Source organism: Bacteroides sp. AR20 (assembly GCF_964250605.1).
Lineage (GTDB): Bacteria > Bacteroidota > Bacteroidia > Bacteroidales > Bacteroidaceae > Bacteroides > Bacteroides uniformis.
The window spans coordinates 72,963-97,566 of the sequence record NZ_CAXUGK010000002.1; the positions used below are offsets into that span (position 1 = coordinate 72,963).

Sequence of the window (24,604 nt, forward strand, 5' to 3'; positions counted from 1 at the left end):
TTGTCAGAATTTCGGTTTCTCCGCTTCCGTGGATGCAACGGAGCCTTCTACCGTCGGCCATCCGTCTTCCCAGCTAATCTTATCCAACATCAATACACGGCCTTCAGGCTTCTTTGTGCTCACCGCATGATAGAAGAACCAGTCATTGCCGGCATTGTCCGTCACAATCTCCGAATTATGACCGGTACCCACAAAGGAATTGCTTTTCTGAATCAGCACTTCGTGCTTGTTATCCATCATGCTACCGCCATTCTTGTTGACATAGGGGCCGAAAAGATTATCTGAACGGCCTACAACAGTAGTGTAAGTACTCTTCAATCCCTCACAACAACTTCCTATGGAAGCAAAGAAGTAGTAATGCCCGTCCTTCTTGTGAATATAGGTACCTTCGTAAGCGGTTCCTGCCACTTGCTGCGGTGTGGCGCCGTCCTTCAGAGAGAGTCCGTCATCAGACAGTTCAATCGCATAGATTCCTCGAAAACTGCCCCAGAAAAGATATTTCTTCCCTCCATCCTCTATATAGAAAGGGTCGATGGAGTTCTGTACATTGATTTCATTGCTGCGGAACATCTTTCCGTGGTCCGTAAAAGGTCCCTCAGGCTTATCGGCAGTAGCACAACCGATGCCGCAAGTTAACTCGCCTCCCCAAACAGACATAGAATAATAGAGCACGTATTTATCACCTATCTTGTTGATGTCCGGCGCCCACAAACCGCCGTTCGGCTCAAAATCAGGCCGCGTACGGTCCGTAAAGGCAGTACCGACATACTCCCAATCCACCAGGTTCTTGGAACGGTGAATCGGCAGATTGCGTATGTCCTCGGTGGCATACAAATAGTAGTATCCATCATCTCCCTCAATGACAGAAGGGTCTGGCAAACTATAATCTATCACCGGATTGCGATAGACATTCTTCGGCTGTTGTTCTTCCGGTTTATCCTCTTTTGTAGCCGATGACGAGGAACAGGCTATCAGACTGCATAACACTGATAATACAAGAAACTTCTTCATACAATGTATTCTTTTCATTCTTTCATTTTACTTTTCGGGTGATGTACTGCCCAATACCTGCGGACGGATAAGAGAGCCACCGATAGAAACCGTTCCCTGGTCGGAAATGGCAAAATCCTTGATATACGAAGTGCGCGGCTGTACTTTCGTGGAATCCCAATGTGCATGGAAAATGTATTTCCAGCTACCGTCCTTACAGCAGAAGGGTGCTCCATGACCGGTACCCATCAAGCCGTCGGCATGTTGCAGAATCGGATTTCCCTCGTATTTCTTCCACGGTCCCATCGGGCTGTTCGAAGTCGCGTAACCCACTCCGTAGTTCTTGCTTTCAAAGTGATTGGCTGAATAAACCAGGTAGTAGACACCCTCTTTCTTCAAAATTGAAGGACCTTCGGCCACCTTAGCAGGCTTGTCCTGCGAAAGTTCCCAAGGCTCTCCCACCTTAATGCACTCTGTCAGCGTCTCCTGCTTGATGCCGGTTAGGTCATCGTTCATCTCTGCCACCCAGATGACGTTGCCATCTGTAAAACGCACGAAATAAAGGTAAGGCGTACCGTCATCATCAATGAATAGAGAGGTATCGATACTCTTCTCATCCCATATCGGCTGCTTCACTTCCTGACGGAACGGGCCTTGGGGAACATCTGCCGTTGCCACGCAGATATGCTCCTCGGTGGAGTAGAACAGATAAAACTTCTTTTTCGATTCGATGTAGTAGACCTCCGGCGCCCAGAATCCCCACGTACCGTAGGAATCTGCGGCCGACAACGCCTGGCCTTCACGCGTCCAGTTTTTCAAGTCATCGGAAGAGAAGCAGGCAAAGCCTTCTCCTTCTACCGTACCTCCAGTGCCGTAAGCATAATACTTGCCTTCGTAAAGCATTACGTAAGGGTCGGCAATCGGCAGATAGTCTGATTCTACAACCGTCTTCTCCTTGCATCCTGCAAAGCAAAGACAAAGCAACAGTAGCAATATATAATTCTTTTTCATATCCATCTCTTATTTTACTATTTTGGGCGTCATATAGTCCTTGCTGATTCTCATGCGGTCCACACCGTCCACTTTCTCGAAAGAAACGTCACTGATGTACATGGCACGTGGGTGGATACTACTCTTGTCCTTATGGGCATGGAAAACGATACGAAGCTTGCCTGCCTTGTCTGTGAAGGTGGCACTATGCCCCACTCCAACCAGTTCTCCGGGTTTCTGCAGCAAAGGATTCTCCTCGTATTTGGTCCAAGTACCCATCAAATCGGTAGCTGTGGCGCAACCTATGCCGTAGAAAGGACTTTCATAGCTATTGGCAGAATAGGTCATATAGTAGAGCCCATTACGCTTAATGACAAACGGACCTTCATTCACACGGGGCCATACCTCCTCCCATGCCTGAGAGACGTGGATGCAAGGGTGCATGGTCTCCTTCTTGATAGTCATGAGGTCTTTCTCCAATTCGGCCACCCAGATGTTGAGCCCGTCGTTGAAACGGTCGAAGAAGAGATAAGGCGTGCCGTCATCATCAATAAACAGAGAGTTGTCAATGCATTTCTCATCGGCAATCATCGGTTCCTTCTTACTTTGGGTAAATGGTCCTGCAGGTGAGTCTGCTGTTGCCACACAGATATGCTCGTCTGCCGAGTAATACATATAGAACTTCCCGTTCACTTCGTAGACCTCCGGTGCCCAGAACCAGCGGTCGGCCCAGACATCCTTCTTCTGGAGCGCCATGCCCTTATACTTCCAAGTCTTCAAATCATCGGAGGTATAGACTTCGATGCCTTCATCCGCATAGGTGCCATAGGCATAGTAAGTGCCATCGTGCAACATGATGAACGGGTCGCCCAAAAGCACCGGCGTTTCAACTCCTTCGACAACAATATCGTCCACATCCTTATAGTCTGAAGAGCAGGACTGGCAGGAAGCCAGCGTGGCCAACAGAAACAGATACATACATATAAAATTCTTTTTCATGATTCTTTCTTAAACAATTGTTATGATGATAAATATTTACTTTCAAGAAGATGTTCCGTTACACCCGTATATTGAACCCTATTCAGTCGTATACTGAATCCTATTCAATCGTATACTGAAATACATTCAGTCGTATACTGAATCACCCCAGTCCATCACACTGATTCACAAGGAAATACAAACACCGGCTTCTATATACATCTTTCATTACATATATACGGAACGGCACATCCCACGATTGCGTCTAATCGCGCCTCTGCCCTACATGATAATACAACGTACCACTATAAACCGGAGAGCCGCCTTCCGAACAGAATCCGATGCGGGATGCAGGGTAGCGTATATCCAAAGCTCCCAGCTCCCTGCCGTCGACAAACAGATACAGCTTGTCTGCACGACGCACGGCACGAAAATTATAGGATTCCTTCCACAATTCATGTACACCTATCTTATAGATATGGCGTTCCAAATCCTCCGCCTCCTTGTTGATGAAGCGGATGCCTTCTGCCTTTACCGGAGTAAAGGTACAATAATTATATGCAGGATGTTCTGCTATCCCCCTATCTTTGTTTTCTATCGGATGCCATTCGCCGCCATTCAGGTATTCTATGTCGAACTTGCCGAACATGTCATCCACAAATTCGGATTTATTGCCTGCTTCGTGACGATTCAGGTAAATTGTATCCAACCATGCAGGTGCGGCAAAACGATAACCTTTCTCAATGAAGTCGGTATACTTCACATCCGGATAGAGCGTTTGCAGGCATCCCAACGGGAATTCCTTCTTCCAGGCAGTTTTCCCTTTCTTCACGGCTGTCACCTCAAGCATACGGGTGATGCCATCGAACTGAGCCTTCACATAGTTATCCTTATCCACATAAACCGGATAGCTTCCTGCCTTGTCTTGTCCGGACAAGCCGGACAACTGGAAGCTCAATTCATAATCGTTCAAGAAATCGCCCTTCAACAACTCCTCATTCCCCGAAAGCTGGAAATGCACATCATCGAAGCCGATGGTATAGGTAGCCCCTTCGAACAAGGCAGACTTTGTCTCATCAAATACTCCGGGAACACCCGCTTCTTCTGCCGGAACAGCCTCTGCAAAGACATGTCTCCCCGGTGCGGGAATCTCATCCAGCCAAATCTTCAGACAGCCACCATTACGCTCAATGCGCAGATGATGGTACACACCCCAATGGAAATCTTCAGGCAGGGCATAGGATTCCTTATTTTCTTTGCCGCCGACAAGTGTACGCAGGTACCAGCTCCGGTTCTCGGCATCCAAACCTACATAGGCACAGTTATCTGCATCCTTCCACCAGGCAATGACGCCGGCTCCACCCTCAGTCTTGACTCCCGTCTCGAACAAGTAAGCCACGGACGGCTGTACTTGTTGCAACACACCGAACGAAGCTGTCTCGCCTTTGCCCGCAAAGGTAGGCATCGAAGGTTCGGGATGATAACCCATCGTGCGGGGGCTGGTGATACCATCCACAAACAATGTCTTGTCGAAGAACTGGACACGGTTGATATATTGTCCCCGATGCTCATTGTTCTTGTTTGCCATATAAATCAGCCACCATTCAAATCCGTTGGGGCCTCTCAGAATATTGGGCTGCCCGGGAGTCATCAGAATATCGTCGGCAATGCCGTCTTTCATATCGAACAGAGAAACGTCGAAGAATTGCGAACGTCCCTTGTTTGTTTCTACGGCAAGCAGATTCGTGCCTTCCTTCAAAGCAGCACGCAGCTTCTTGTCCAGGTTCACGATACAATAATCACGCCCCTGCTTCTCGTAGACAAGTGTTCCGTTCAGATAAATCCGGGTATCTCCGTCGTGAGCGACACGCAATGCCAGATTGCCGGTTTCGCTACCGGCAGAGAAAGTCTTTCGCAACCATAAGGAGGGCGTATTCCACAAGGTACCCAGATGCCGGGTGGTGGAACCTTTCACTTCACGGGACGAAAAGCCGGTCTCCCCTTTCGCCCAGCCGGAGTCATCGTAGGTCGCTTTTGTCCAATCGCTTCCCGGTTTGCTCTCCGTATAAGCAAACAACGGCTCATACGTGCGGCCATACCGCAATAAATCCACTTGCTTCTCCTCCAGTTGTGTCTGATTGCAGCCTACAACCGGATAGCTATATTTATTACCATTTTGAAAACCTAAAGGAGAGTCTGCCTCAGCAACTCCCAACTGATAATTGCCCCACTCTGTAGAGGTGTGGTTGGCATTATACATCATATAGTAGCGGTCTCTATACTTCATGACCCACGGTCCCTCCGCTACTCTGTTATCCATCGTTTCCCATGTATCCGGCAATGAGGCGAACTGGCACACCGGTTCGCCGGCAAATTCTGCCGGGTTCTTCATTTTACGTCCCCATATGGTATTTCCATCAGTAAAACGTACCATATACATGTATAGTTGTCCATCATCATCTCTGAATATTTTGGGGTCGATACGGTTATCCATCCATGTCTTCTTGTTCGGTTCTGTATAAGCGCCCAAGACATCTTTGCTCTGCGCATGTACAATGTGAACGGCATGCTTGTCCTTTCCCCAATAATTGACTGACCAGTACAAATGAAAATCTCCATTCAGATAGAACATGTCATTGGCATGAATCTGGTCATCTCCGGCTCCGCTGCCTCTGGTCCAGTCATTGTCCATGGATACGACATGGATAGGTTTCCCCCAATGAACCAGGTCATCGGATACATAGAAATCCCCGTTTGTACGGACCCCGCCAATATAATATTTGCCATTATATTTCATTACGCCGGCATCCGCCACTCCCGGAAGTACCGGATTCTGGATGTTCTGCGCAAACAAGCTGCCGCAGCAAGCAAAAGCGAATGGTAATAGTAGTTTTTTACAGACAAGCATATGGTATAAGATTTAAGAAAGAAAAGGCTATGCCGGAAGCATCCTGAATGAGAACAGGCTTCCAGGCATAGCCTTCTTTAGTTATTAATAGTTAGGATTCTGAGTAAGATGTGCAACACCACCTACTGTGCTGTTTTCCACCTCATCTCTTGGAATAGGCAGACGTCTGTGCTTGCCGACAATAAAGTTGTCAAAGTCCTTGTCACGAGCTTTCAGTTCATCAATTCCAGCCTGGGAATCAAGTAATCCCCAACGCTTCAAGTCAGCCCAACGCCAACCTTCGAAACAGAGTTCCAATGTACGTTCCATCTGCAGACGCTTGATAAAGGCATCTTTAGAGCTCAAGCAGTCTTTCCACTGACTGTCTTCCAACTTGGCTAGACCGGCACGTTCTCTTACCTTGTCCACATAAACAGCAGCATCGGCAGGATTGGTTCCCGTTTCAACAAGACACTCTGCATAGTTCATCAGTATATCTGCGTAACGCATGATACGATAGTTGTTACGGGCAAAATAATCTTCTGCACTACGATAGTACGAAGTATTGTATTTACGGATATAGCAGTCTTCCGGGTCAGTTCCCCAACCGTCATTCCAATCGGCATTTTCAAATCTATAGTAACTTTTCGGCTGGTCGGGGAAGTCTTGTGAGAATCCACGGTACAAAATGCTACCGTACAAACGCAAGTCGTTCTTTCCGTCCACACGCTTCTCTTTCAAGAACTCGTCTACCAGCCAGCGGCGTGCCTTACCGTCTCCCCAACCTATACCACTCGGAGCATAGAACTGAGTACGCTGGAAACCGAATGCCATACTGGCGTCATTACCCGTGCCACCCTTGTTCTGGTCATCGAACTGAATTTCAAAGATGCCTTCCTTGTTGTTCTCGTCCAAGTCGGTGAAGTTATCCTCACGGTTGGCAATAAGACCGTACAAAGAGCCCTCTTTATCAATCAGCCATTGCAACTGTTCCTTTGCCTTGTCATACTTATGTTGTTGCATATAAGCCTTGCCCAACAATGCCTTGGCAGCACCTTTGGTAGCACGTCCCAGATTGGCAGCATCCCAAGATTCCGGCAAATACTGCATGGCAAAAGTCAAATCTTTCTCTACCTGGTCCCATATTTCCTGCTCGGAAGCATCTTCCGGTATATAGGAAGCATCTTTAGGCTCCAACGGCATAGTTCCTTTATCCCACAACAGATTTACCTGAAAATACCACAATGCACGCAAGAAAGAAGCTTGTGCCAGTACCTGGTTTTTCGTCGTCTCGTCCATTTCAATAGAAGGAACATGAGCCAACACCTGATTACAACGGAAAATACCTACATAGAAATGCTCCCAATGTATGTTGTTGCCTTCATAAAAATTATAGTTGTTGTAAAGGAAACGTGTCCAGTCGCCCAATTCAATCCAAGGAGAAGAACTCCATCCTTCGTCCGAAGTCAAATCATAGCGGAAAGAGAGCCAACGCATCCAAGTACCTTCCTTATAAAGAAAACTGTAGCAGGCATTCACACCGGCTGTCGCATCTTCCGGCTTATTCCAATAAGTATCATTGGTCACTTCATTGGGATTATCAATATCCAATAAACTCGAACTGCATCCGGTGCACAACGTCAAGGCACCTGCAAGCATTAATCCATAATATATCTTTTTCATAATTTATAAGCTGATTTATAAGTTAAAAGGTCAAATCCAATCCAAACATTACCGAACGGGTATTGGGATATGCAAAGCTGTCCGTACCACTGTTCCAAACGGAATTCGCACCCTTGAAGTCAGGATCCAAGCCGGAATATCCGGTGATGGTAATCAAATTGCTGCCGGTAGCAAACAGCCGGAGCTTCTCGACTCCCAAATTCTTCAACCAATCTTGTCTGAAGTTATATCCAATGGAAATGTTCTTCATACGGAAGTAAGAGCCATTCTCCAAGAAACGGTCGGCATCACGGGAGTTGCGGAAATCACCGTAAATGATACGCGGGGTATTGGAGTTAGGATTTACCTGGTAAGGTTCTTCACCCTTTTTAAAACGGATATAGTTGGAGTTGTCTGCAAACAGACGTCCTTGCCAGCGGGATACGTTGTATATCTTATTGCCGAACTGACCATTCCACATCATACTGAAATCGAAGTTCTTCCATTCTGCATTGAATACCAATGACATTTGCATCTTGGCCCAGGGGCTACCACAATAACCACGGTCGGCATCAGTAATCTCTCCATCATCATTCAAATCGAGATACTTGACATCTCCCAATTGAGGACGCTTTCCCTCAATCATAATGGGGGTACCCGTAGATGTCACATAATTATCAATCTGTTCTTGTGTCTTGAAAATACCGTCTGTCTTTCTCAAATAAAATTCAGCCAAAGATCTGCCCGGTTTGGTTCTTGCCTGACCGGAATCAATATAATCCCTATTAGTACCATCACGGCCCAAGCTCAATACTTCGTTATCCATAGTAGTCACATTCAGCAAAGCGCTATACTTAAAGTCCGAAATCTGGTCTTTCCAACCAAATGTAAACTCGAAGCCCTTGTTGCGCAAGCTGGCAGCATTTTTCCATGGAGAACCTCCTTGGTTACCGGTAGAAATGGCAATCGGAGTCTCTGCCAATACATCACTGGTCTTTGAGTTGTAATACTCTGCGCTGACAGTCAAGCGCTGGTTAAGGAAGCTGGCATCAAAACCTACATTCACCGTTTCTTTCGTTTCCCAAACAAGACCTGCATTCACAAGTTTCACCTGAGTAGAACCCGGAACAATAGCACCTCCGAATACAGTTACAATACTCTGATTGATAGTTCCAATATAATCCCAATCGCCAATGGAAGAGTTACCAAGACGGCCCCAGTTACCTCTAATCTTCAAATCATTAATCCAAGGCACATCAAAGAATTCCTCTTTTGAAATTCTCCAGGCACCGGAGAATGACGGGAAATTACCCCAACGGTTTTCCTTAGCCAGACGGGAGGTTCCGTCACGACGGAAGGTGGCAGTCAGATAGTATTTATCATCATAAATGTAGTTCGCACGTCCCAAATAAGAAATCATCGCATTCTCACTGATACTGTTTGAATTCTGCTGGTTGCTTTGTCCGGCATTCAATACTGTCAGATAATCACCGTTACCCAACATCGGGAAGTTCAGACGGGAAGCCCACAAGCCTTCCCATTCATGGTGCTGGTAAGTAGTACCGACCACGGCATCCACATGATGCTTGCCAAAATCCTTATTGAAGTTCAACGTGTGCTCAATCAACATGTTGTAGGTATTGTCACGCGCCTTCTGGCTTTCCGGATCACGGTGTTCCTGATTCTGAGTCCAGTTACCTTCTCCACGGAACCATGAATTCTCATAAAAGTAAAGGTCAATACCACCATTGAATTTATAGGAAAGGAATTCGAATGGCTTGAATTCCAACCATAAAGAACCATTCAGACGATTCTGGCGGAAATGACGGTATTCCAAATCTTCACGGGCAATCGGGTTTACACCGAACGTATTGTACTTGGCAGCATCACCATAGCCATATCCACCCGGGTTATTCTCATCATAGATAGGAATGGTAGGCATCATACGCAAAAAGTCATTGTAGGTATTGGTCTGGTTCGGGTCTGTGTTTGTGAGTGAATAAGCCAAGTTTTCACCAAAAGAGAACCAGCCCTTTTTACCTTGTGTATTGACACGGAAGCTATAACGGTCGAAAGTATTTCCATAAGAAACGCCGTCATTGTTATAGTAACCGGCTGATACAAAATAACTGCCGGAATCGCCACCACCGGAAAGCGATACGTTGTAGTCCTGCACCAATGCGGTCTTCAACACTTCATCTTGCCAGTTGGTATCATACTGTGAGTGTTTCTGAGTGCTGTTTACAGTGGCAATACCGTCTTTGATGGCTTCATTATAGGCAATATCATTATACTTGATATATTCTGCCGCATTCATCAAATCGAATTTCGGGCTCCATTCCAATGTTTCCTTTACGCTTACATTCACTTTCATGGGACCTTTCGCACCTTTCTTGGTAGTAACGATAATCACACCGTTGGCAGCACGCGAACCGTAGATGGCAGCAGCAGAAGCATCCTTCAGAATCTGGATGGACTCTGCATCCGCAGGATTGAAATCAACACCCGGGTCTGTAATCATACCGTCAATAACCCACAGCGGAGAGTTATTGCTCAAGGAACCGACACCGCGAATTTCAATAGAGGCATCTTCGCCTGCCCTACCGCTACTGCGTACGTTAATACCGGTTGCCAAACCCTGCATCTGGCTGACCAGTGTTCCTGCAGCGCTTTTCTTCATTTCCTTGGTATCAACAACGGCAACCGCTCCAGTCAAGTCGGACTTCTTCACAGTCTGATAACCGATGACAACCACTTCTTCCAGTGCTTTCGAATCATCTTTCATCACCACGCGCAAGGCAGTTCCCTTATAGACAACTTCCTGCGTAAGCATACCGATATAAGAGAAAACGAGTGTACTTCCTTTTTTTCCACTCACTGAGAAATTACCGTCAATATCGGTAATGGCACCCGTGGTAGTACCCTTCACCAATACATTCACGCCCACCAAAGGCTCACTATTTGCATCCGTCACCGTTCCCGTTATGGTCACATCTTGTGAATAAGCGGTAGCTGCAAACACAACAAAGAATAAGAATAAGATTTTCTTGATCATTTTTTATAGAATTAGATTTTAAAACTATGCGGAAACTAACGCCCGCTTTTTAAATACACCGCAGAAAGTGATTAGTCACTTCTGCCAATCATAGAACATTGATTAGGATTTGTTACGTCATAGGCATAGGGGTCATAGTATTATAAATTGTTGGCTTTCGGATGCAAATATATCCGCATAAAGCTAAAATTAATGCAAATATCGCTTCAATCTATGCAATTATAAATCCAAAAAATGCCCCTGAGAGACACCTCAGGGGCATTTGATTGGATTGTTATATTTAGCAAGCATTCCATGCTATCATTTCACGAAGTCTTTGGGCAGAATACCAAATTGTTTTTGGAAGCACTTGGTAAAATAGGAAGGAGTATTGAAGCCGGTCATATAGCAAACCTCATTGATTTTACACTCTCCTTCCTTTAAAAGCTGCGCCGCTTTCTTCAACCGCTCCAGACGGATGTAGTCATTGGGAGTCATATCCAATATGCCCTTTATCTTCCGGTTCAGGCTCGACCGGCTCATGTTCAGCAGGCTTGCCATATCATCCAGGCAGAAATCCGGATTCTGCATATTGGCAACCACCACTTCCTTCAATGTTTTAAGGAAAGATTCATCTGCCTTTGTCATTGCCATACTGCCCGTCTGCACAAAGGGAGAATTGACAAAAGAAGCCCGTAGCTTCTCACGGTTGTTCAGCAGATTGGCCACACAAACTTTCAGATATTCCACGGAGAAAGGTTTCTCTATATATACGTCAGCCCCCAGCTTCATTCCCTCTATTTTGGCTTGAAGAGTCGTCTTCGCCGTAAGCAGGATAATCGGTATATGGCTATAGTCAAGCTCGGACTTCAGATGCTCGCACAGCTCCAATCCATTCATCTCGGGCATCATAATGTCTGAAATGACAAGATTTACAGTATGTTCCTTCAACACCTTCAAAGCTTCCACCCCATTCACGGCAGTCAGCACACGATATTCCGAAGAGAGCTGTTTCACAACAAATGCCTGCATTTCCAGACTGTCTTCCACCACCAAAAGAGTATACCGGTGCTGTTCCAAGGCAGTACCTGCACCACTTTCCTCAGAGGATTCCCCGCCCGTTACCGGTTCTTTATGCTCCATAGCCACCGTCTGCTCGTGCTTCAGCGGAAGTGACAGCAGGAAACAGTTGTTCTCCATCGAATCTTCCATGCACAACGTACCCTCATGGAGTTCGGCCAATGAACGGGCAAGTGCAAGCCCGATACCGGTGCCGGGTACAGAGCGCAAGGTACCGGTTTTATACTGGATGAACGGCTTGAAAATCTCCTCGCGCATCTCTACCGGAATGACAAGGCCGTCATTGCATACAGAAAGCAGCAGTCTTTCACCTTCCGAATATAGCCTGATGCGTATATAGGTCTCCGAATACTTTATCGCATTGGTCAGCAGATTGCTGATAATCTTGGTAAGCCCTTCCCTATCAACCGAAGCATACAAGCTTTCGGGAGTCTCTATACTCAATGCCAGCCCCCTTTCACGTGCCAAAGGCTTGAAACGCTTATACGTCTTTTGTAAGAGCTCAGACACGTCACATTCCACAAAATTCAATTGGAAGCCTTGTGTCTCCGTCTTCCGGAAGTCCAGCAACTGGTTCACCAAATCAAGCAGTCGGTTGGTGTTCAGTTCCATGGTCTCCAAATCATCCCTGATGTCATCCGAAACAGAACGGGAAGCCAATACATTCTCGAGCGGACTCTTTATCAGTGTAAGCGGTGTACGTATCTCATGCGCCACATTCGTGAAGAAGTCTATCTTCGCAGTATACAACTCCCGTTCCTTTTCCCGCTCAAACTTGTCCATAGCCTGCTGATGCTTCTGCCGGGTCCGTTTTCTGAAATAGATAATTACAGCAGCCAGTGAACATAACGCCAATACCGTATAAACAGCATACGCCCAAGTGGAGAGATAGAAAGGAGGATGAATATGGATGTCGAGCACACGTTCCGTCGCGTTCCACTTGCCATCGCTGTTGGAACCTTTTATACGCAATGTATAGCTTCCATAAGGAAGGTTTGAATAGTTGATGATGGAATTCCGCCCTACCGTATACCAGTCGCGGTCAAAGCCTTCCAGCTTACATTCAAGACCATTCATTTCGGGTGCCTGGTAACTCAGGGCTGCAACCTGAAAAGAGAAAGAATTCTGGTCGGCATCCAGCTCTATCTCATCCGCATAGGTGATGCTCTTCTCCAAAGGAGAATCCGGACTATCCACCGAAAGCCGTTTGTTGAACAGATAAAAATCTGTAATCACTACGGGAGGGAGAAAAGTGTTCTCCACAAAAGTTTCCGGGTCAAAGGCTATGAATCCGTTGATACTTCCCAAATAGATGCGTCCCTTCTTGTCAATGTAACCGGACTGGAAATTAAATTGGTTGCTCAGCAGCCCGTTTGCCGTGGTATAGACATGTTTGCTCTCCGTATCGGGATTGAAGCAGACCAGACCATAATTGGAAGTAATCCATAAGTTACCCCGCTTATCCTCGACCATCTTGTAGATAGTGTTGCTCGGAAATCCTTTCGACATGTCATAACGGGTAAAATTGTCCGTTTCCGGATTGTAGCGGCAGAAGCCCTCACCCAGCGTCATGAACCACAGACGCTTCCTGCTGTCTTCGTAGATACTGATTACCTTATTGTAGGGAAGAGAGGTCGAATCATTCTCATTAGACAGATAATTCCTCCACTGCTGGCTTCTTACATTGTAGCAGAACACTCCATTAGAAAAAGTAGCAAACCACAGATTTCCGTTGAAGTCCTCCAGAATGTTATAAGTAAACATATTCTTCAGCTGAGGAATCCGGGTAAAGTCATCTGTAGAGCGATTGTACTTCAACAGACCGGACGTGGTGCCTATCCACACGTCTCCCGTAGTGGTCCTGCAAATGGTAAAGGCGTCATTGGCGACCATGGAATTCTCACTCTCACCCTTGGCATAATGTTTCACCTGCCTGGTCCGAAGATTCACCCGGTTCAGACCACCGGAGAACGTACCTACCCACAAATCATCCCCGTCCAGGCAAAGGCCGTGGACATTCTGATAAATGGCCGGATGCTCAAAAGGCTCTATCTTTCCGTTTTCCGGATTGTAATTGAACAAGCCTTTGTCTTCGGTACCTATCCACAAGGTGCCATCATTACTTTCACAGATTTCCCGTACACGACGGCCGAAATGCCTGAGATTGTCTCTCGGATAGAACTTCTCGAAATAAGTCCACTGATAAGGGCAATAGTTCACTCCACCGAAATAAGACCCTATCCACATGCCGTTCTCCTTGTCGCAGCAGAGCGAATAAATGGCATTGTCCGACAATGCATACGAATCATCCTGGTCGGGAACGGTCAAATGGGTAATCTTGTCATTCGTCAGATTGTAAATATACAAGCCGGACTCTGCGCCCACCCACAGCTCGTTGTCAGATTTGAACTGCAAAGCCCTCACATAGGTGTTCAGCAGCTTCCGCGTCTTGCCGGTAGTCTGGTTTATCTCTGTCAACCCGTTCAGCGAAGCGATATACACACAATTATGGGGTCCGCTGACCTGCCAGTTGATAATATCATTCTTGAAAATCTCATTTCCTTCCGCATCCTTGAAAGGCTGCAGAGGAGTTTCAAAGTCAGCTTTCGTATAGTAAAGATTATCCGCATACAAGGCCAGCCAACACGTATTCCCATTCAGCCAAAAGCGGGTTACATTGGGCAGTCCCGAATCGTGCAGATGGTTCAGCAGCCTCCCTTCATCCGGTTTATAGCAGAACAACCCCTGGTTTTCTACCGATATCCAGATATTGTCGTCCTCGTCACTTCCAATCATGGTGACGAAATCCCTGATGATACTGCCATTATCACTGGCCTCATCGAAAGCGGTAAAGGAATCCAGTACCGGGTCGTAAATAAAGACTCCCCCATCGGTACCAATCCAGATATTGCCCCGGCGGTCCTCGTAGAGCGCGGTTATGAAATTCTTGCCTAAACCGGAGTTCTCTTTCTTGTAGACACGGAAAGACAACCCGTCATACCGGTTCAGACCGTCCTTGGTTCCGAACCACATAAAGCCTTTCCTATCCTGCAAAATCTGATACACGGTGTTCTGCGAAAGACCGTTCCGGATATCCATCGTTCTGAAATAGTAATGAACAGCATCCTGCGCACAGACCGGCAATACCGCCCATAGGCACAGACTAAGGAAAAGCTTTATAATCAATCGTTTCATAACAACATTTTTAATGCACAATTTACCATTTACAAAGTACAATTTAACTATGCAGATGACAGCGCAGCCAAATTGTACTTTGTAAATGGTAAATTGTAAATGCCCCTATTTCTTAAGTGAATTGCAGATACGTGTATTTATCTCTTTCACGCGTTTCTCATCCAGCTTTATCACCTTGCGGTCGTAAGTCATCAGACCGTTCACTTCCACCTCCACATCCGTGGTCTGTGTATAGACGGCTGCCGAGAAACCTCTTTTTATCATCTGATACAGCATATCGGCATATTTCACGTACTCATCCGTAACCTCCTTGGAAGAGTTGAACTGAACATATCCCCAGTTGCGGTTCGGTTCCCAGATATGGTCTTTCAAGACAAGGCCGATGCCGCCATACTCACCCAAAACCGTGGCACGCTGTGCATCATACAGATACATCTCCGGTTGGGGATAGTTGTGGAGGTCGAGCATGTCACCGCAAGTATAATGGTTACCGCCACTTGCCGGATTCACCAGACGGGTCGGGTCATACTGTTTCGTCCATTCGGCTATCTCTACCGTCTTGAACTGCCCCCAGGCTTCGTTGAACGGTACCCATGTACCGATACACGGATAAGAGTAGAGACAATCCATTATTTCCTTCCATTCCTTGTGATAATAGGCTTCGGATTCGGCGGAGCGTTTCAGTTCTGTTCCGTCGAAATAGCGGCGGTTCTGCCATTCCGGATTACGGTCACCGCTCGGCATATCCTGCCATACGATGATACCCAAACGGTCACAATGTGTGTACCAACGTGCCGGTTCCACCTTGATATGCTTGCGAATCATATTGAAACCGAAATCTTTCGTCTTCTGTACATCATACAGCAAAGCCTCGTCTGTGGGAGCTGTATACAGTCCGTCGGGCCACCAACCCTGGTCCAGCGGTCCAAACTGGAACAAAGCCTCGTTATTTAGTTCCAGGCGTACGATGCCATCCGCGTCACGACGGGTGGAGTACTTACGCATGGCAGCATAGCTGTCCACCTTATCCACTACCTTGCCTCCGCTTTTCAGAGTCACTTTCAGCGTATAGAGGAAGGGGGAATCCGGACTCCACAACTTGGCATTCCGGGGCATGGACACCTCCACCGGCTCTGCATTGATACTTTTGCCGGTGGCTACCAGTTGATTGCCGTCATACACATTCACTTCCACAAAGTCGGAAGGACATGCACTATTCAATTCAGCCTTCACTGTCAACAGATTACGGTCAATATCGGGAGTGATACGGAGGTTCTTGATATGTTTTCCGGCAACCGGCTCCATCCATACCGTCTGCCAGATACCGCTTACGGGAGTGTACCAGATACCTTCCGGATTGCTGACCTGCTTTCCACGGGGTTGAGGTCCTTTATCCGTTGGGTCCCAAACTTTTACGACCAACTGATTATTGCCTTTGCCAGAAAGGGCGGCAGTAATATCGAAAGAGAACGGAGTAAATCCCCCCGTATGGCTGCCTACTTTCACATCATTCACCCATACATCCGTTTTCCAGTCGACAGCGCCAAAGTGCAACAGCACTTGTTTTCCCTTCCAGGCAGAAGGAATTTCAAAACTGCGCTGGTAGACCAGTTCCTGGTTTTCATTGATTCTTTTTCCAACTCCGGACAAGGAGGATTCGATGGCAAAAGGAACAAGTATCTGCCCTTCGAACTCTGCCGGAAGATGCTCACCTTTATTTATAACGGCATAATTCCACAGTCCGTTCAAGTTCTTCCAGTCACTCCGTTCCATGATGGGACGAGGATATTCGGGCAACACATTCGCGGGATTGATCTGGGATGCCCAGTCCGTTTTGATTTTATCACCTGCCGGCTTCCATTGCGCCGAGCTTCCGATTGCAAACAACGTCAAGAATGACGATATGAGGAAAAATCTTCTCATAGTATTATAACTTTTTATTGGTTTCTACGAAAGCAAAGATAAGCCGATTCAGAAAAAAAGAATAGAAATTTCGAACCAATAAATAGTATTTTTGTGGAATATCAAGGTATTACCATCTCATTTTATCAAAGAAATTCATCAAAGGCACCTTTTTCCGCTTTTCTTGCCACGCCTATGACAAGGTTTTGCCTTCCCATTGGCAAGACTTTGCCACCGCGTTGGCAAAACTTTGCCATAGGCGTGGCAAAAGTTTGCCAAGGCAGTGACAACTTGTTGGCAAAATACCTCCCTGATATACAAGGAGTAGCAAACAATAGACAGCAGGGAATGACTAATATCCCGGATTCTGCTGGTTCTCCAATGCCGGATTGGCATTTATCTCATCCTGCGAAATAGGAAGCACAATCTTCTCGAAAGTACGGTCGATTGTTTTTCCACGGTGACTCACCGGAATATCTTGAAAATCGTCGTTGAATTCGATGGTTCTGCCCATACGCATCATGTCGAAGAAGCGTTGTCCTTCACCAAAAAGCTCCTTGCTGCGCTCGTCCAGAATCATATCATCGGTAATGGTAGCGGCAGTGGCCGGTGCCAGTCCGGGAGAACGCCTGCGGATTTCATTCAGGTAACCGGCGGCGGCATCTGCGCCTGCTTCCTGCTTCGTGGAGTGCAAGGCTGCTTCGGCGGCAATCAGATATATCTCGGAAAGACGGATTATCTTGATATTGACGGCTGTATTGGTTGCCTTGCCGTCACCTGCCAGAGTGGTACTGCCCATATACTTGTAGCAGGCTCCCTTGCGTTCAATCTCATTGTCCACCCAGTATTCATCGTTGTCCATGATTCCCCAACGCACATCCGTCTCGTCTTCACCCAGACGGTTCAAGAAATAATCGCTGGCAAGATACCAGCCCATGGCATTCTTCAACTGTCCGTAGCGCATCAGGTAAAAGCCCAAAGAAGAAGTTCCCAGGTCTGATTCCTCAGTGGTGATGCCCAGCTCAAAGATGGACTCGGAACCAAACTGCTTGCTCCAGGAAGCCGTCCAATCGGCAGGCTCATACAGTTTGTACACACCGCTTTCTATAATCTCCCGGGCAGCGTTCAAAGCACCGTCATAATCTTCCATATAGAGTTTCACACGCGCTTGCAGGGCTATGTTGGTGTAATAGTCCGCATATCCGCTCTGCTTTGTCTTCTTCTTGGCAAGCAGGGCCGCCCCGTCCGACAAGTCCTGCAGAATCTGGCGATAGTTCTCCTCCACAGTAGCACGGGTGGGCTGGGCGTTCACCGTAAGCGGCTCGGTTACATTGGGAACTCCATAAGAGGTCTTGTTGTAATTGTAAGGAAGCCCGTAGAGACGGACCAAATCGAAATAGAACAGCGCCCTCAGAGTCAACGCCTGCCCTTTGGCTTCGGAAAAGTCTTCCATACTGCCCGATTCTTCCAGCTTCTCAATGTTGCTCAACAAGGTGTTGACCTGCAGAATGCAGTAATATCCACGGCTCCAGAAACCGGAATAAGTATTGCTGTTGGAAGTGTGGTTGAACGTATAGAATGCATCCAGTCCGCGTCCGGCAGCAAAAATCGTGAGGTCACCGCCCTTGGCATCACCGTACATAAAAAGGTTTCTGCCGTAATAGGACGATGAGGTCATCGCACTCATCACACCGTTGATAACCACCTGCGCATCGGCTACCGTACCGACAGCACCTTCTGCATTTCCGGAGTTGGTGGGCTGCATATCCAGAAAATCGTCACACGAAGTGAATGTAAAGGCACCAAGTATCACAAGTGCCAATAAATGATATATCTTTTTCATTGTTAGTTCCTCCAGTTCATTAAAATTTCAATTCAACGCCAACGACAAACGTTTTTCCGATAGGGGTTTCCCAACCACGTGTGCCGTATTCGCTCACTTCGGGGTCTGCCTCCTTGTATTTGGCTATTGTCCAAAGGTTGCTGGCAGTGAAGAAAAGGCGGGCATTCTCGATGAAAGCCTTGCGGGTCATGGCTTTGGGCAGCGTATAGGCCAATGAGAGATTCTTCAAGCGCAGATAACTGGCATTGAACAAGTGGCGGCTGCTGTATTGTTGCGGGTCATCGAGGTCTACACCTTCGATACGGGGCTCTGTACCGTTCGTATGGTCTGGCGTCCAAAGGTTGTTGTAGTAGCTTTTAGCACGGATACGCTCCCAATAATAACCGTCGTCGGCCACATCCATGTAGGCTCCGTCGTACAAGTCTCCTCCTATCTTATAGGTAAAGCCCAACGAAAGGGCTATGCCTTTGTAGGAGACCGAGGTATTGATGCCCCCATACACTTTGGGAACGGCATTGCCGATGATGGTGTAGTTGGCATTGTTATAGTCATAAGTAGCTCCGCGCCCGTTATACTCAAAATCTCCGGCCTTGCCATTCTTGGGGTCATTTACATAGTAGACGTTCTTGCCGTTGGTCTTGTCCACACCTGCCCATTCGTATCCATAGAAAGCCAGCGTGGACTGACCTTCCCGGTATACATATTGCGCACGGCTGTCGCTACTGGTGGGGTCGTACCAGATAATGTCCGCACCGCCATACAACTCTTTCACCTCAGAACGGAGGAAGGTTGCGTTGGCACCGGCACTCCATAACCATCCTTTACTATCAATGATGTCACCACTCAACTCCACCTCTACCCCATGGTTGTTGATGCATCCTACGTTCCGCAACGTAGAGGAAAATCCCGTAACCATCGAAATGGGAACATCCTGGAGCAGGTTCTTCGAATCACGGTTGAAGTATTCCACCGTACCGCGCAGACGTTGGCCGAAGAAGCCGAAGTCGATACCCACATTCGTGTTGTAGCTCGTCTCCCAAGACAGCTTGTCATTGGTGACGGTAGTGATTGTACCGCCCGGGTTACCCATGTACTTACTGGTATAGCTCATCAAGCTCATATAGCCGTAATTGTCCGAAGGCAGCGTACCGTTAATACCATAAGAGGCACGTATACGCAGGTTGCTCAGGAAAGAATATTTGCTCATAAAACCCTCGCGCATGATGTTCCACGCTCCCGCCACTGACCAGAAGTTTCCCCAACGTTCCTGCTTGCTGAGCCGGGAAGAACCGTCGCGGCGGTAAGAACCGGAAATGAAGTAGCGTTCATCGTAATTATAATCCAACTTGGAGAGCACGGACACCATCGAGTTTCCCCAGGAATATCCGGCAGAAGTCTGCGTTCCGGCAGTAGAAACTGTATGAATGGTGCTGACCGCAAGATTGCTTCCTGTGGCACGCACATAGTCTGTCTTGTTCTTCTCCGCTTCGAAACCCACCATGGTGCCAACTGTGTGTTTGTCGAAGGTGCCGGTATAATTGGCGGTAGTGGAGGTAACCATCTTCTCGTATGTAGTACGGTATTCGTTGACATTCCCATTGTCTGCCGAGCCTTTATAGTGATTGGCACTGTAATAGATATGGTCTTTTACAGTAGTATTGTCGTAAGAGTAGATAGAACGAAGGTCCAGGCCCGGCATCAGATGCAGGGTGAGCGTCTCCGCAGCTATGATTTTGGTACTGGTAGAACCGTTCTCCCACTCTTTGTCATAATAAAGCCCATTGTAGGCGTAGCTACCGTAACGTTCGGTCCAGAGCTCGCCGGTCTTGTAATCAGTGGGCCAGTAGAGTCCCCACAGCAAGTTACGGGTCTGCATGAAGTAATTACTGCCCGTGTTGCGTGTATCATTATAACCGCTTTTCTTGGTACGCGCCAGGCTGGCATTGGTGGTCAGTTCAAGGAATTTCCCCACCTTCTGGGTGAGGTTCAGGCGACCGGAAACACGGTCGAAGCTGTTCATCTTCAAACGTCCTTCGTCCTGGGTATAGGAAAGGGAAGTGTAATAGTTGGTATTCTGCGTAGCACCGCTGACGGACATATCGTAGGTCTGGTAAATGGCGGTACGGAAATATGCCTTGTCCCAATCGTAGTATTTGCCTCCACGCCCGGAGTTGTCGTACTCAAGGATATTGACGTTCTCGTAAGCTCCCGTACCATTTGTGGTAAATTGGTAGCCATGTTTGTTGAAACGGCTGTTCAACTGGCCTATGGCATAGGCTGCCGCCTTTTCGTCCGTTTCGCCCTTACCGCTTGTACGGGCATCGTGAAATACGGTGTAGAGCATATTCACATTCTCCTGTACGCTGGCCGTTTCATAGTTGTCCGTTGCCCAGCAGGGCGTGAAGCCCACTTCGGCTTTCAGCGTCACCACCGGCTTGCCAATCTGTCCTTTTTTGGTAGTAATCAGAATGACGCCGTTTGCCGCACGCGACCCATAAAGCGAGCTGGCCGCCGCATCTTTCAATACAGAAATAGATTCGATGTCTTCCGGGTTCAACGTATTCATGATGTTGTTGGTAGAATAGAGCTCACCGCTCATCTGCCCCGTATTGCCCGAAGAGACCGGAACACCGTCCACTACATACAACGGTTCATTCCCGGCATTCATAGAACCTATGCCACGGATGCGGATGGCCGGTGCGGAACCCGCCTGGCCGGAATTATTCGTCAGTTGCAAGCCCGCCACTTTACCGTTCAACACGTTTTCAAAGCTGGTCGTCGGAATGTCTTTCAGCGCATCCGCTTTCACTAAAGAAGCCGAACCTGCATAGCTGCTCTTTTTGGCCGTGCCGTAAGCCACCACCATCACTTCATCCAGCAGTTCCGAATCCGATTTCAGCACCACCTTCATAGCAGGCTTTATGGCAGCTTCTACTTTCTGCATACCTACAAAAGAGACAATCACTGTCTTTGCCGTGCCCGGCACATTCAAGATTGTAAATTTACCTTCGATATCGGTCACGGCCCCCAGCGTTGTACCCTTCACCAATACCGATGCCCCAATAATCGGCTCATTGTTGTCCTCGGCAAATACTGTTCCCGAGACCGTAGACGTCTGAGCCATCACTCCCGCCCCCATAACCAGGCAGACAATGATTAACAAGAAGAATTTCTTTCTCATGCTTCTCTTCCTTAAAATTAGTCAATCAAAACACTTTTTAATATCCAAACGTTGCAAAGGTATGTATCTTTTTCAAAAAGAAAAGCAATAGTATTCAAAAAGCTTCATTTTGATTGTATTTTAAGCTAAACACAAGCAATATGTCTATAGCCTAAGCATTCCAAGCAATAAGTATGATGCTGGATACGGAAATATAAGCAATGCCAAAGAAGATATATCCGGATTTTAAGATATGACACGTCCCGGCATACAACTTTTTTCGTAACTTTGCACAGTTTTAAAATACACTGAACGAATGGAGTTTAAGTATGACGTTATTGTAATCGGCGCCGGACACGCAGGATGCGAAGCCGCTGCCGCTGCTGCAAACCTGGGTTCGAAGACTTGTCTTATCACAATGGATATGAACAAAATCGGACAGATGAGTTGTAACCCGGCAGTGGGAGGCATCGCCAAAGGACAGATAGTACGCGAAATAGACGCCTTGGGAGGATATATGGGATTGGTGACAGACCAGACAGCCATACAGTTCCGTATACTGAACCGTTCCAAAGGTCCCGCTATGTGGAGTCCGCGCGCGCAGTGCGACCGCAACAAATTCATCTGGGCATGGAGAGAGATACTGGAAAATATCCCCAACCTGCATATCTGGCAGGATACCGTGCAGGAAATCCTCGTTGAAAACGGTGAGATTACGGGAGTAGTCACATTATGGGGAGTAACGTTCCATGCCAAATGTGTAGTACTCACCGCAGGAACTTTCCTCAATGGACTGATGCACGTGGGACGTACCATGCTTCCAGGTGGACGTATGGCAGAACCTGCATCCTACCAATTAACCGAATCCATCGCAAAGCATGGCATCACCTTTGGACGCATGAAGACGGGAACCCCCGTACGCATAGATGGACGCAGCGTGCATTATGAGGATATGGAAATCCAAGACGGAGAATGTGACTTCCACAAGTTCTCGTTCATGGACACTCATGTACGCCATTTGAAACAGCTCCCTTGCTGGACCTGCTTCACCAACGAAGAAGCACACCGCATCCTGCAGGAAGGTCTGCCGGATTCTCCCCTTTTCAACGGACAAATCCAAAGTATCGGCCCACGTTATTGCCCCAGTATAGAAACCAAGATTGTGACTTTCCCCGACAAACCGCAGCACCAGCTTTTCCTGGAGCCCGAAGGGGAAACAACCCAAGAGCTCTACTTGAATGGATTCTCTTCTTCATTGCCCATGAACATCCAGATTGCAGCATTGAAAAAGATACCGGCGTTCAGAGACCTCGTCATCTACCGCCCGGGCTATGCCATCGAATACGACTTCTTTGACCCCACCCAACTGAAACATACGCTGGAAACGAAGAATATAAAGAATCTGTTCTTTGCCGGACAAGTAAACGGAACAACCGGTTACGAGGAAGCAGCTGGACAAGGAATCATGGCAGGTATCAACGCCCACATCAATTGCCACGGCGGAGAACCGTTCACCCTTGCAAGGGATGAAGCATATATCGGCGTTTTAATCGATGACTTGGTAACAAAAGGTGTGGACGAGCCTTACCGTATGTTTACTTCCCGTGCCGAATATCGCATCCTGCTCCGTATGGATGATGCGGACATGCGACTCACGGAAAAAGCCTGGAAGCTGGGACTCGCCAAGGAAGAGCGGTACAAGCTGCTGACAGAAAAACGTGAAGCCGTGAACCGGATTATAGACTTCGCGCGGAATTACTCGATGAAACCGGCATTAATCAATCCGGTATTGGAGCAGCTCGGCACTACTCCACTGCGCCAAGGATGCAAATTGATAGATTTGATAAACCGTCCGCAGATAACGATTGAGAACATTGCCGAACACGTCAGTGCCTTTAAACGAGAACTGGATAAAATATCCGATAGAAAGGAAGAAATTGTAGAAGCTGCAGAAATACTCATCAAGTACGAGGGATACATCGGACGCGAACGGATTATTGCGGATAAATTGGCAAGATTGGAAAGCATCAAGATAAAAGGTAAGTTTGACTATAATTCCATTCAATCCCTTTCTACCGAAGCTAGACAGAAGCTGATGAAGATAGATCCGGAAACAATAGCCCAAGCGAGTCGGATTCCGGGAGTATCTCCAAGCGACATCAACGTGCTACTGGTACTTTGCGGACGATAGAGCGCAAAGTTCCACGTGAAACAAAGAATTCAATAAACGTATTAAATAAACTGATTATGAGCAAAGAAACTCTTACCAAAAGCATCCGGGAAATACCCGACTTCCCCATTCCGGGAATTCTATTCTACGATGTAACTACCTTGTTCAAGGAGCCTACCGCCTTGCAGGAACTCTCGGACACACTATACGAGATGTATAAAGACAAAGGCATCACCAAAGTAGTGGGTATAGAATCAAGAGGATTCATTATGGGCCCCATTCTCGCCACCAGACTGGGGGCAGGCTTCGTACCTATCCGCAAGCCGGGAAAGCTTCCTGCAGAAACCATTGAAGAAAGCTATGATAAAGAATATGGCAAAGACACCGTGCAGATGCACAAGGATGCCATCAATGAAGACGATGTAGTATTGCTACACGACGACTTGCTGGCAACCGGTGGAACAATGGAAGCCGCCTGCAAACTGGTGAAACAGATGAACCCCAAGAAAGTGTATGTAAACTTCATCATCGAGCTGAAAGAGCTTCATGGCAAGGATGTGTTTGGAGATGATGTGGAAGTGGAGGCTGTGCTGTCGCTTTAGCCATTTCATATTTCACCACAGATTACACAGATTAACACAGATTATTTATCCACCACAAAACACAGTTTTATCGAAGAGAAATCTGCGCTAATCTGTGTAATCTGTGGTGAA

General features: G+C 47.3%; 12 protein-coding genes. 2 read left to right on the forward strand and 10 right to left on the reverse strand.

What is annotated here, in order from left to right; translation table 11 throughout:
- Nucleotides 1–3 precede the first annotated feature (3 nt).
- The 10 genes from ACESTD_RS01590 to ACESTD_RS01635 all read right to left on the reverse strand — a co-directional run bounded on the left by ACESTD_RS01590 (nt 4) and on the right by ACESTD_RS01635 (nt 21,742).
- On the reverse strand, nt 4–1,011 hold the full coding sequence (locus ACESTD_RS01590; protein WP_087332823.1) for a family 43 glycosylhydrolase: 1,008 nt from the start codon (nt 1,009–1,011) through the stop codon (nt 4–6).
- Nucleotides 1,012–1,038: 27 nt separating this feature from the next.
- A complete protein-coding gene (locus ACESTD_RS01595; RefSeq protein ID WP_057259006.1) occupies nt 1,039–2,007 on the reverse strand; it encodes a glycoside hydrolase family 43 protein in 969 nt (322 codons plus the stop codon).
- Between the two features lie 3 nt (nt 2,008–2,010).
- Complete coding sequence (locus tag ACESTD_RS01600; protein WP_234146289.1) at nt 2,011–2,979, reverse strand: glycoside hydrolase family 43 protein; 969 nt, start codon at nt 2,977–2,979, stop codon at nt 2,011–2,013.
- A 244-nt stretch (nt 2,980–3,223) separates the two neighbouring features.
- Nucleotides 3,224–5,866, reverse strand: a complete 2,643-nt coding sequence (locus tag ACESTD_RS01605) for a family 43 glycosylhydrolase (RefSeq protein WP_234146287.1) — start codon at nt 5,864–5,866, stop codon at nt 3,224–3,226.
- 84 nt (nt 5,867–5,950) lie between these two features.
- Nucleotides 5,951–7,528, reverse strand: a complete 1,578-nt coding sequence (locus ACESTD_RS01610; RefSeq protein ID WP_005826150.1) for a RagB/SusD family nutrient uptake outer membrane protein — start codon at nt 7,526–7,528, stop codon at nt 5,951–5,953.
- A 22-nt stretch (nt 7,529–7,550) separates the two neighbouring features.
- Nucleotides 7,551–10,562 carry a SusC/RagA family TonB-linked outer membrane protein gene (locus tag ACESTD_RS01615; protein WP_373158630.1) on the reverse strand — a complete coding sequence of 1,004 codons (3,012 nt, stop codon included), beginning with the start codon at nt 10,560–10,562 and terminating at the stop codon, nt 7,551–7,553.
- Nucleotides 10,563–10,862: 300 nt separating this feature from the next.
- Nucleotides 10,863–14,816, reverse strand: coding sequence for a hybrid sensor histidine kinase/response regulator transcription factor (locus ACESTD_RS01620; protein WP_117880850.1), 3,954 nt, complete (start codon nt 14,814–14,816; stop codon nt 10,863–10,865).
- A 105-nt stretch (nt 14,817–14,921) separates the two neighbouring features.
- Entirely contained in the window at nt 14,922–16,739 is a 1,818-nt protein-coding gene (locus ACESTD_RS01625; protein ID WP_005826156.1) for a glycoside hydrolase family 2 protein, read from the reverse strand.
- Between the two features lie 331 nt (nt 16,740–17,070).
- A complete protein-coding gene (locus ACESTD_RS01630) occupies nt 17,071–18,561 on the reverse strand; it encodes a RagB/SusD family nutrient uptake outer membrane protein (RefSeq protein ID WP_005833916.1) in 1,491 nt (496 codons plus the stop codon).
- A 19-nt stretch (nt 18,562–18,580) separates the two neighbouring features.
- Complete coding sequence (locus ACESTD_RS01635) at nt 18,581–21,742, reverse strand: TonB-dependent receptor (RefSeq protein WP_329779256.1); 3,162 nt, start codon at nt 21,740–21,742, stop codon at nt 18,581–18,583.
- A gap of 295 nt (nt 21,743–22,037) precedes the next feature.
- Here ACESTD_RS01635 and mnmG point away from each other — a divergent pair, with 295 nt between their 5' ends.
- Both mnmG and ACESTD_RS01645 read left to right on the forward strand, forming a co-directional pair.
- On the forward strand, nt 22,038–23,912 hold the full coding sequence (mnmG, locus tag ACESTD_RS01640; RefSeq protein ID WP_005826165.1) for a tRNA uridine-5-carboxymethylaminomethyl(34) synthesis enzyme MnmG: 1,875 nt from the start codon (nt 22,038–22,040) through the stop codon (nt 23,910–23,912).
- 56 nt (nt 23,913–23,968) lie between these two features.
- Nucleotides 23,969–24,493 carry an adenine phosphoribosyltransferase gene (locus ACESTD_RS01645; RefSeq protein WP_005826167.1) on the forward strand — a complete coding sequence of 175 codons (525 nt, stop codon included), beginning with the start codon at nt 23,969–23,971 and terminating at the stop codon, nt 24,491–24,493.
- Nucleotides 24,494–24,604 lie beyond the last annotated feature (111 nt).

Bases quoted from the DNA above. Each gene is read 5' to 3' on its own strand.
- ACESTD_RS01635 (WP_329779256.1), bottom strand. From the start codon at position 21,742: ATGAGAAAGAAATTCTTCTTGTTAATCATTGTCTGCCTGGTTATGGGG.
- ACESTD_RS01595 (WP_057259006.1), bottom strand. From the start codon at position 2,007: ATGGATATGAAAAAGAATTATATATTGCTACTGTTGCTTTGTCTTTGC.
- mnmG (WP_005826165.1), top strand. From the start codon at position 22,038: ATGGAGTTTAAGTATGACGTTATTGTAATCGGCGCCGGACACGCAGGA.
- ACESTD_RS01600 (WP_234146289.1), bottom strand. From the start codon at position 2,979: ATGAAAAAGAATTTTATATGTATGTATCTGTTTCTGTTGGCCACGCTG.
- ACESTD_RS01625 (WP_005826156.1), bottom strand. From the start codon at position 16,739: ATGAGAAGATTTTTCCTCATATCGTCATTCTTGACGTTGTTTGCAATC.
- ACESTD_RS01645 (WP_005826167.1), top strand. From the start codon at position 23,969: ATGAGCAAAGAAACTCTTACCAAAAGCATCCGGGAAATACCCGACTTC.
- ACESTD_RS01605 (WP_234146287.1), bottom strand. From the start codon at position 5,866: ATGCTTGTCTGTAAAAAACTACTATTACCATTCGCTTTTGCTTGCTGC.
- ACESTD_RS01630 (WP_005833916.1), bottom strand. From the start codon at position 18,561: ATGAAAAAGATATATCATTTATTGGCACTTGTGATACTTGGTGCCTTT.
- ACESTD_RS01615 (WP_373158630.1), bottom strand. From the start codon at position 10,562: ATGATCAAGAAAATCTTATTCTTATTCTTTGTTGTGTTTGCAGCTACC.
- ACESTD_RS01590 (WP_087332823.1), bottom strand. From the start codon at position 1,011: ATGAAGAAGTTTCTTGTATTATCAGTGTTATGCAGTCTGATAGCCTGT.
- ACESTD_RS01620 (WP_117880850.1), bottom strand. From the start codon at position 14,816: ATGAAACGATTGATTATAAAGCTTTTCCTTAGTCTGTGCCTATGGGCG.
- ACESTD_RS01610 (WP_005826150.1), bottom strand. From the start codon at position 7,528: ATGAAAAAGATATATTATGGATTAATGCTTGCAGGTGCCTTGACGTTG.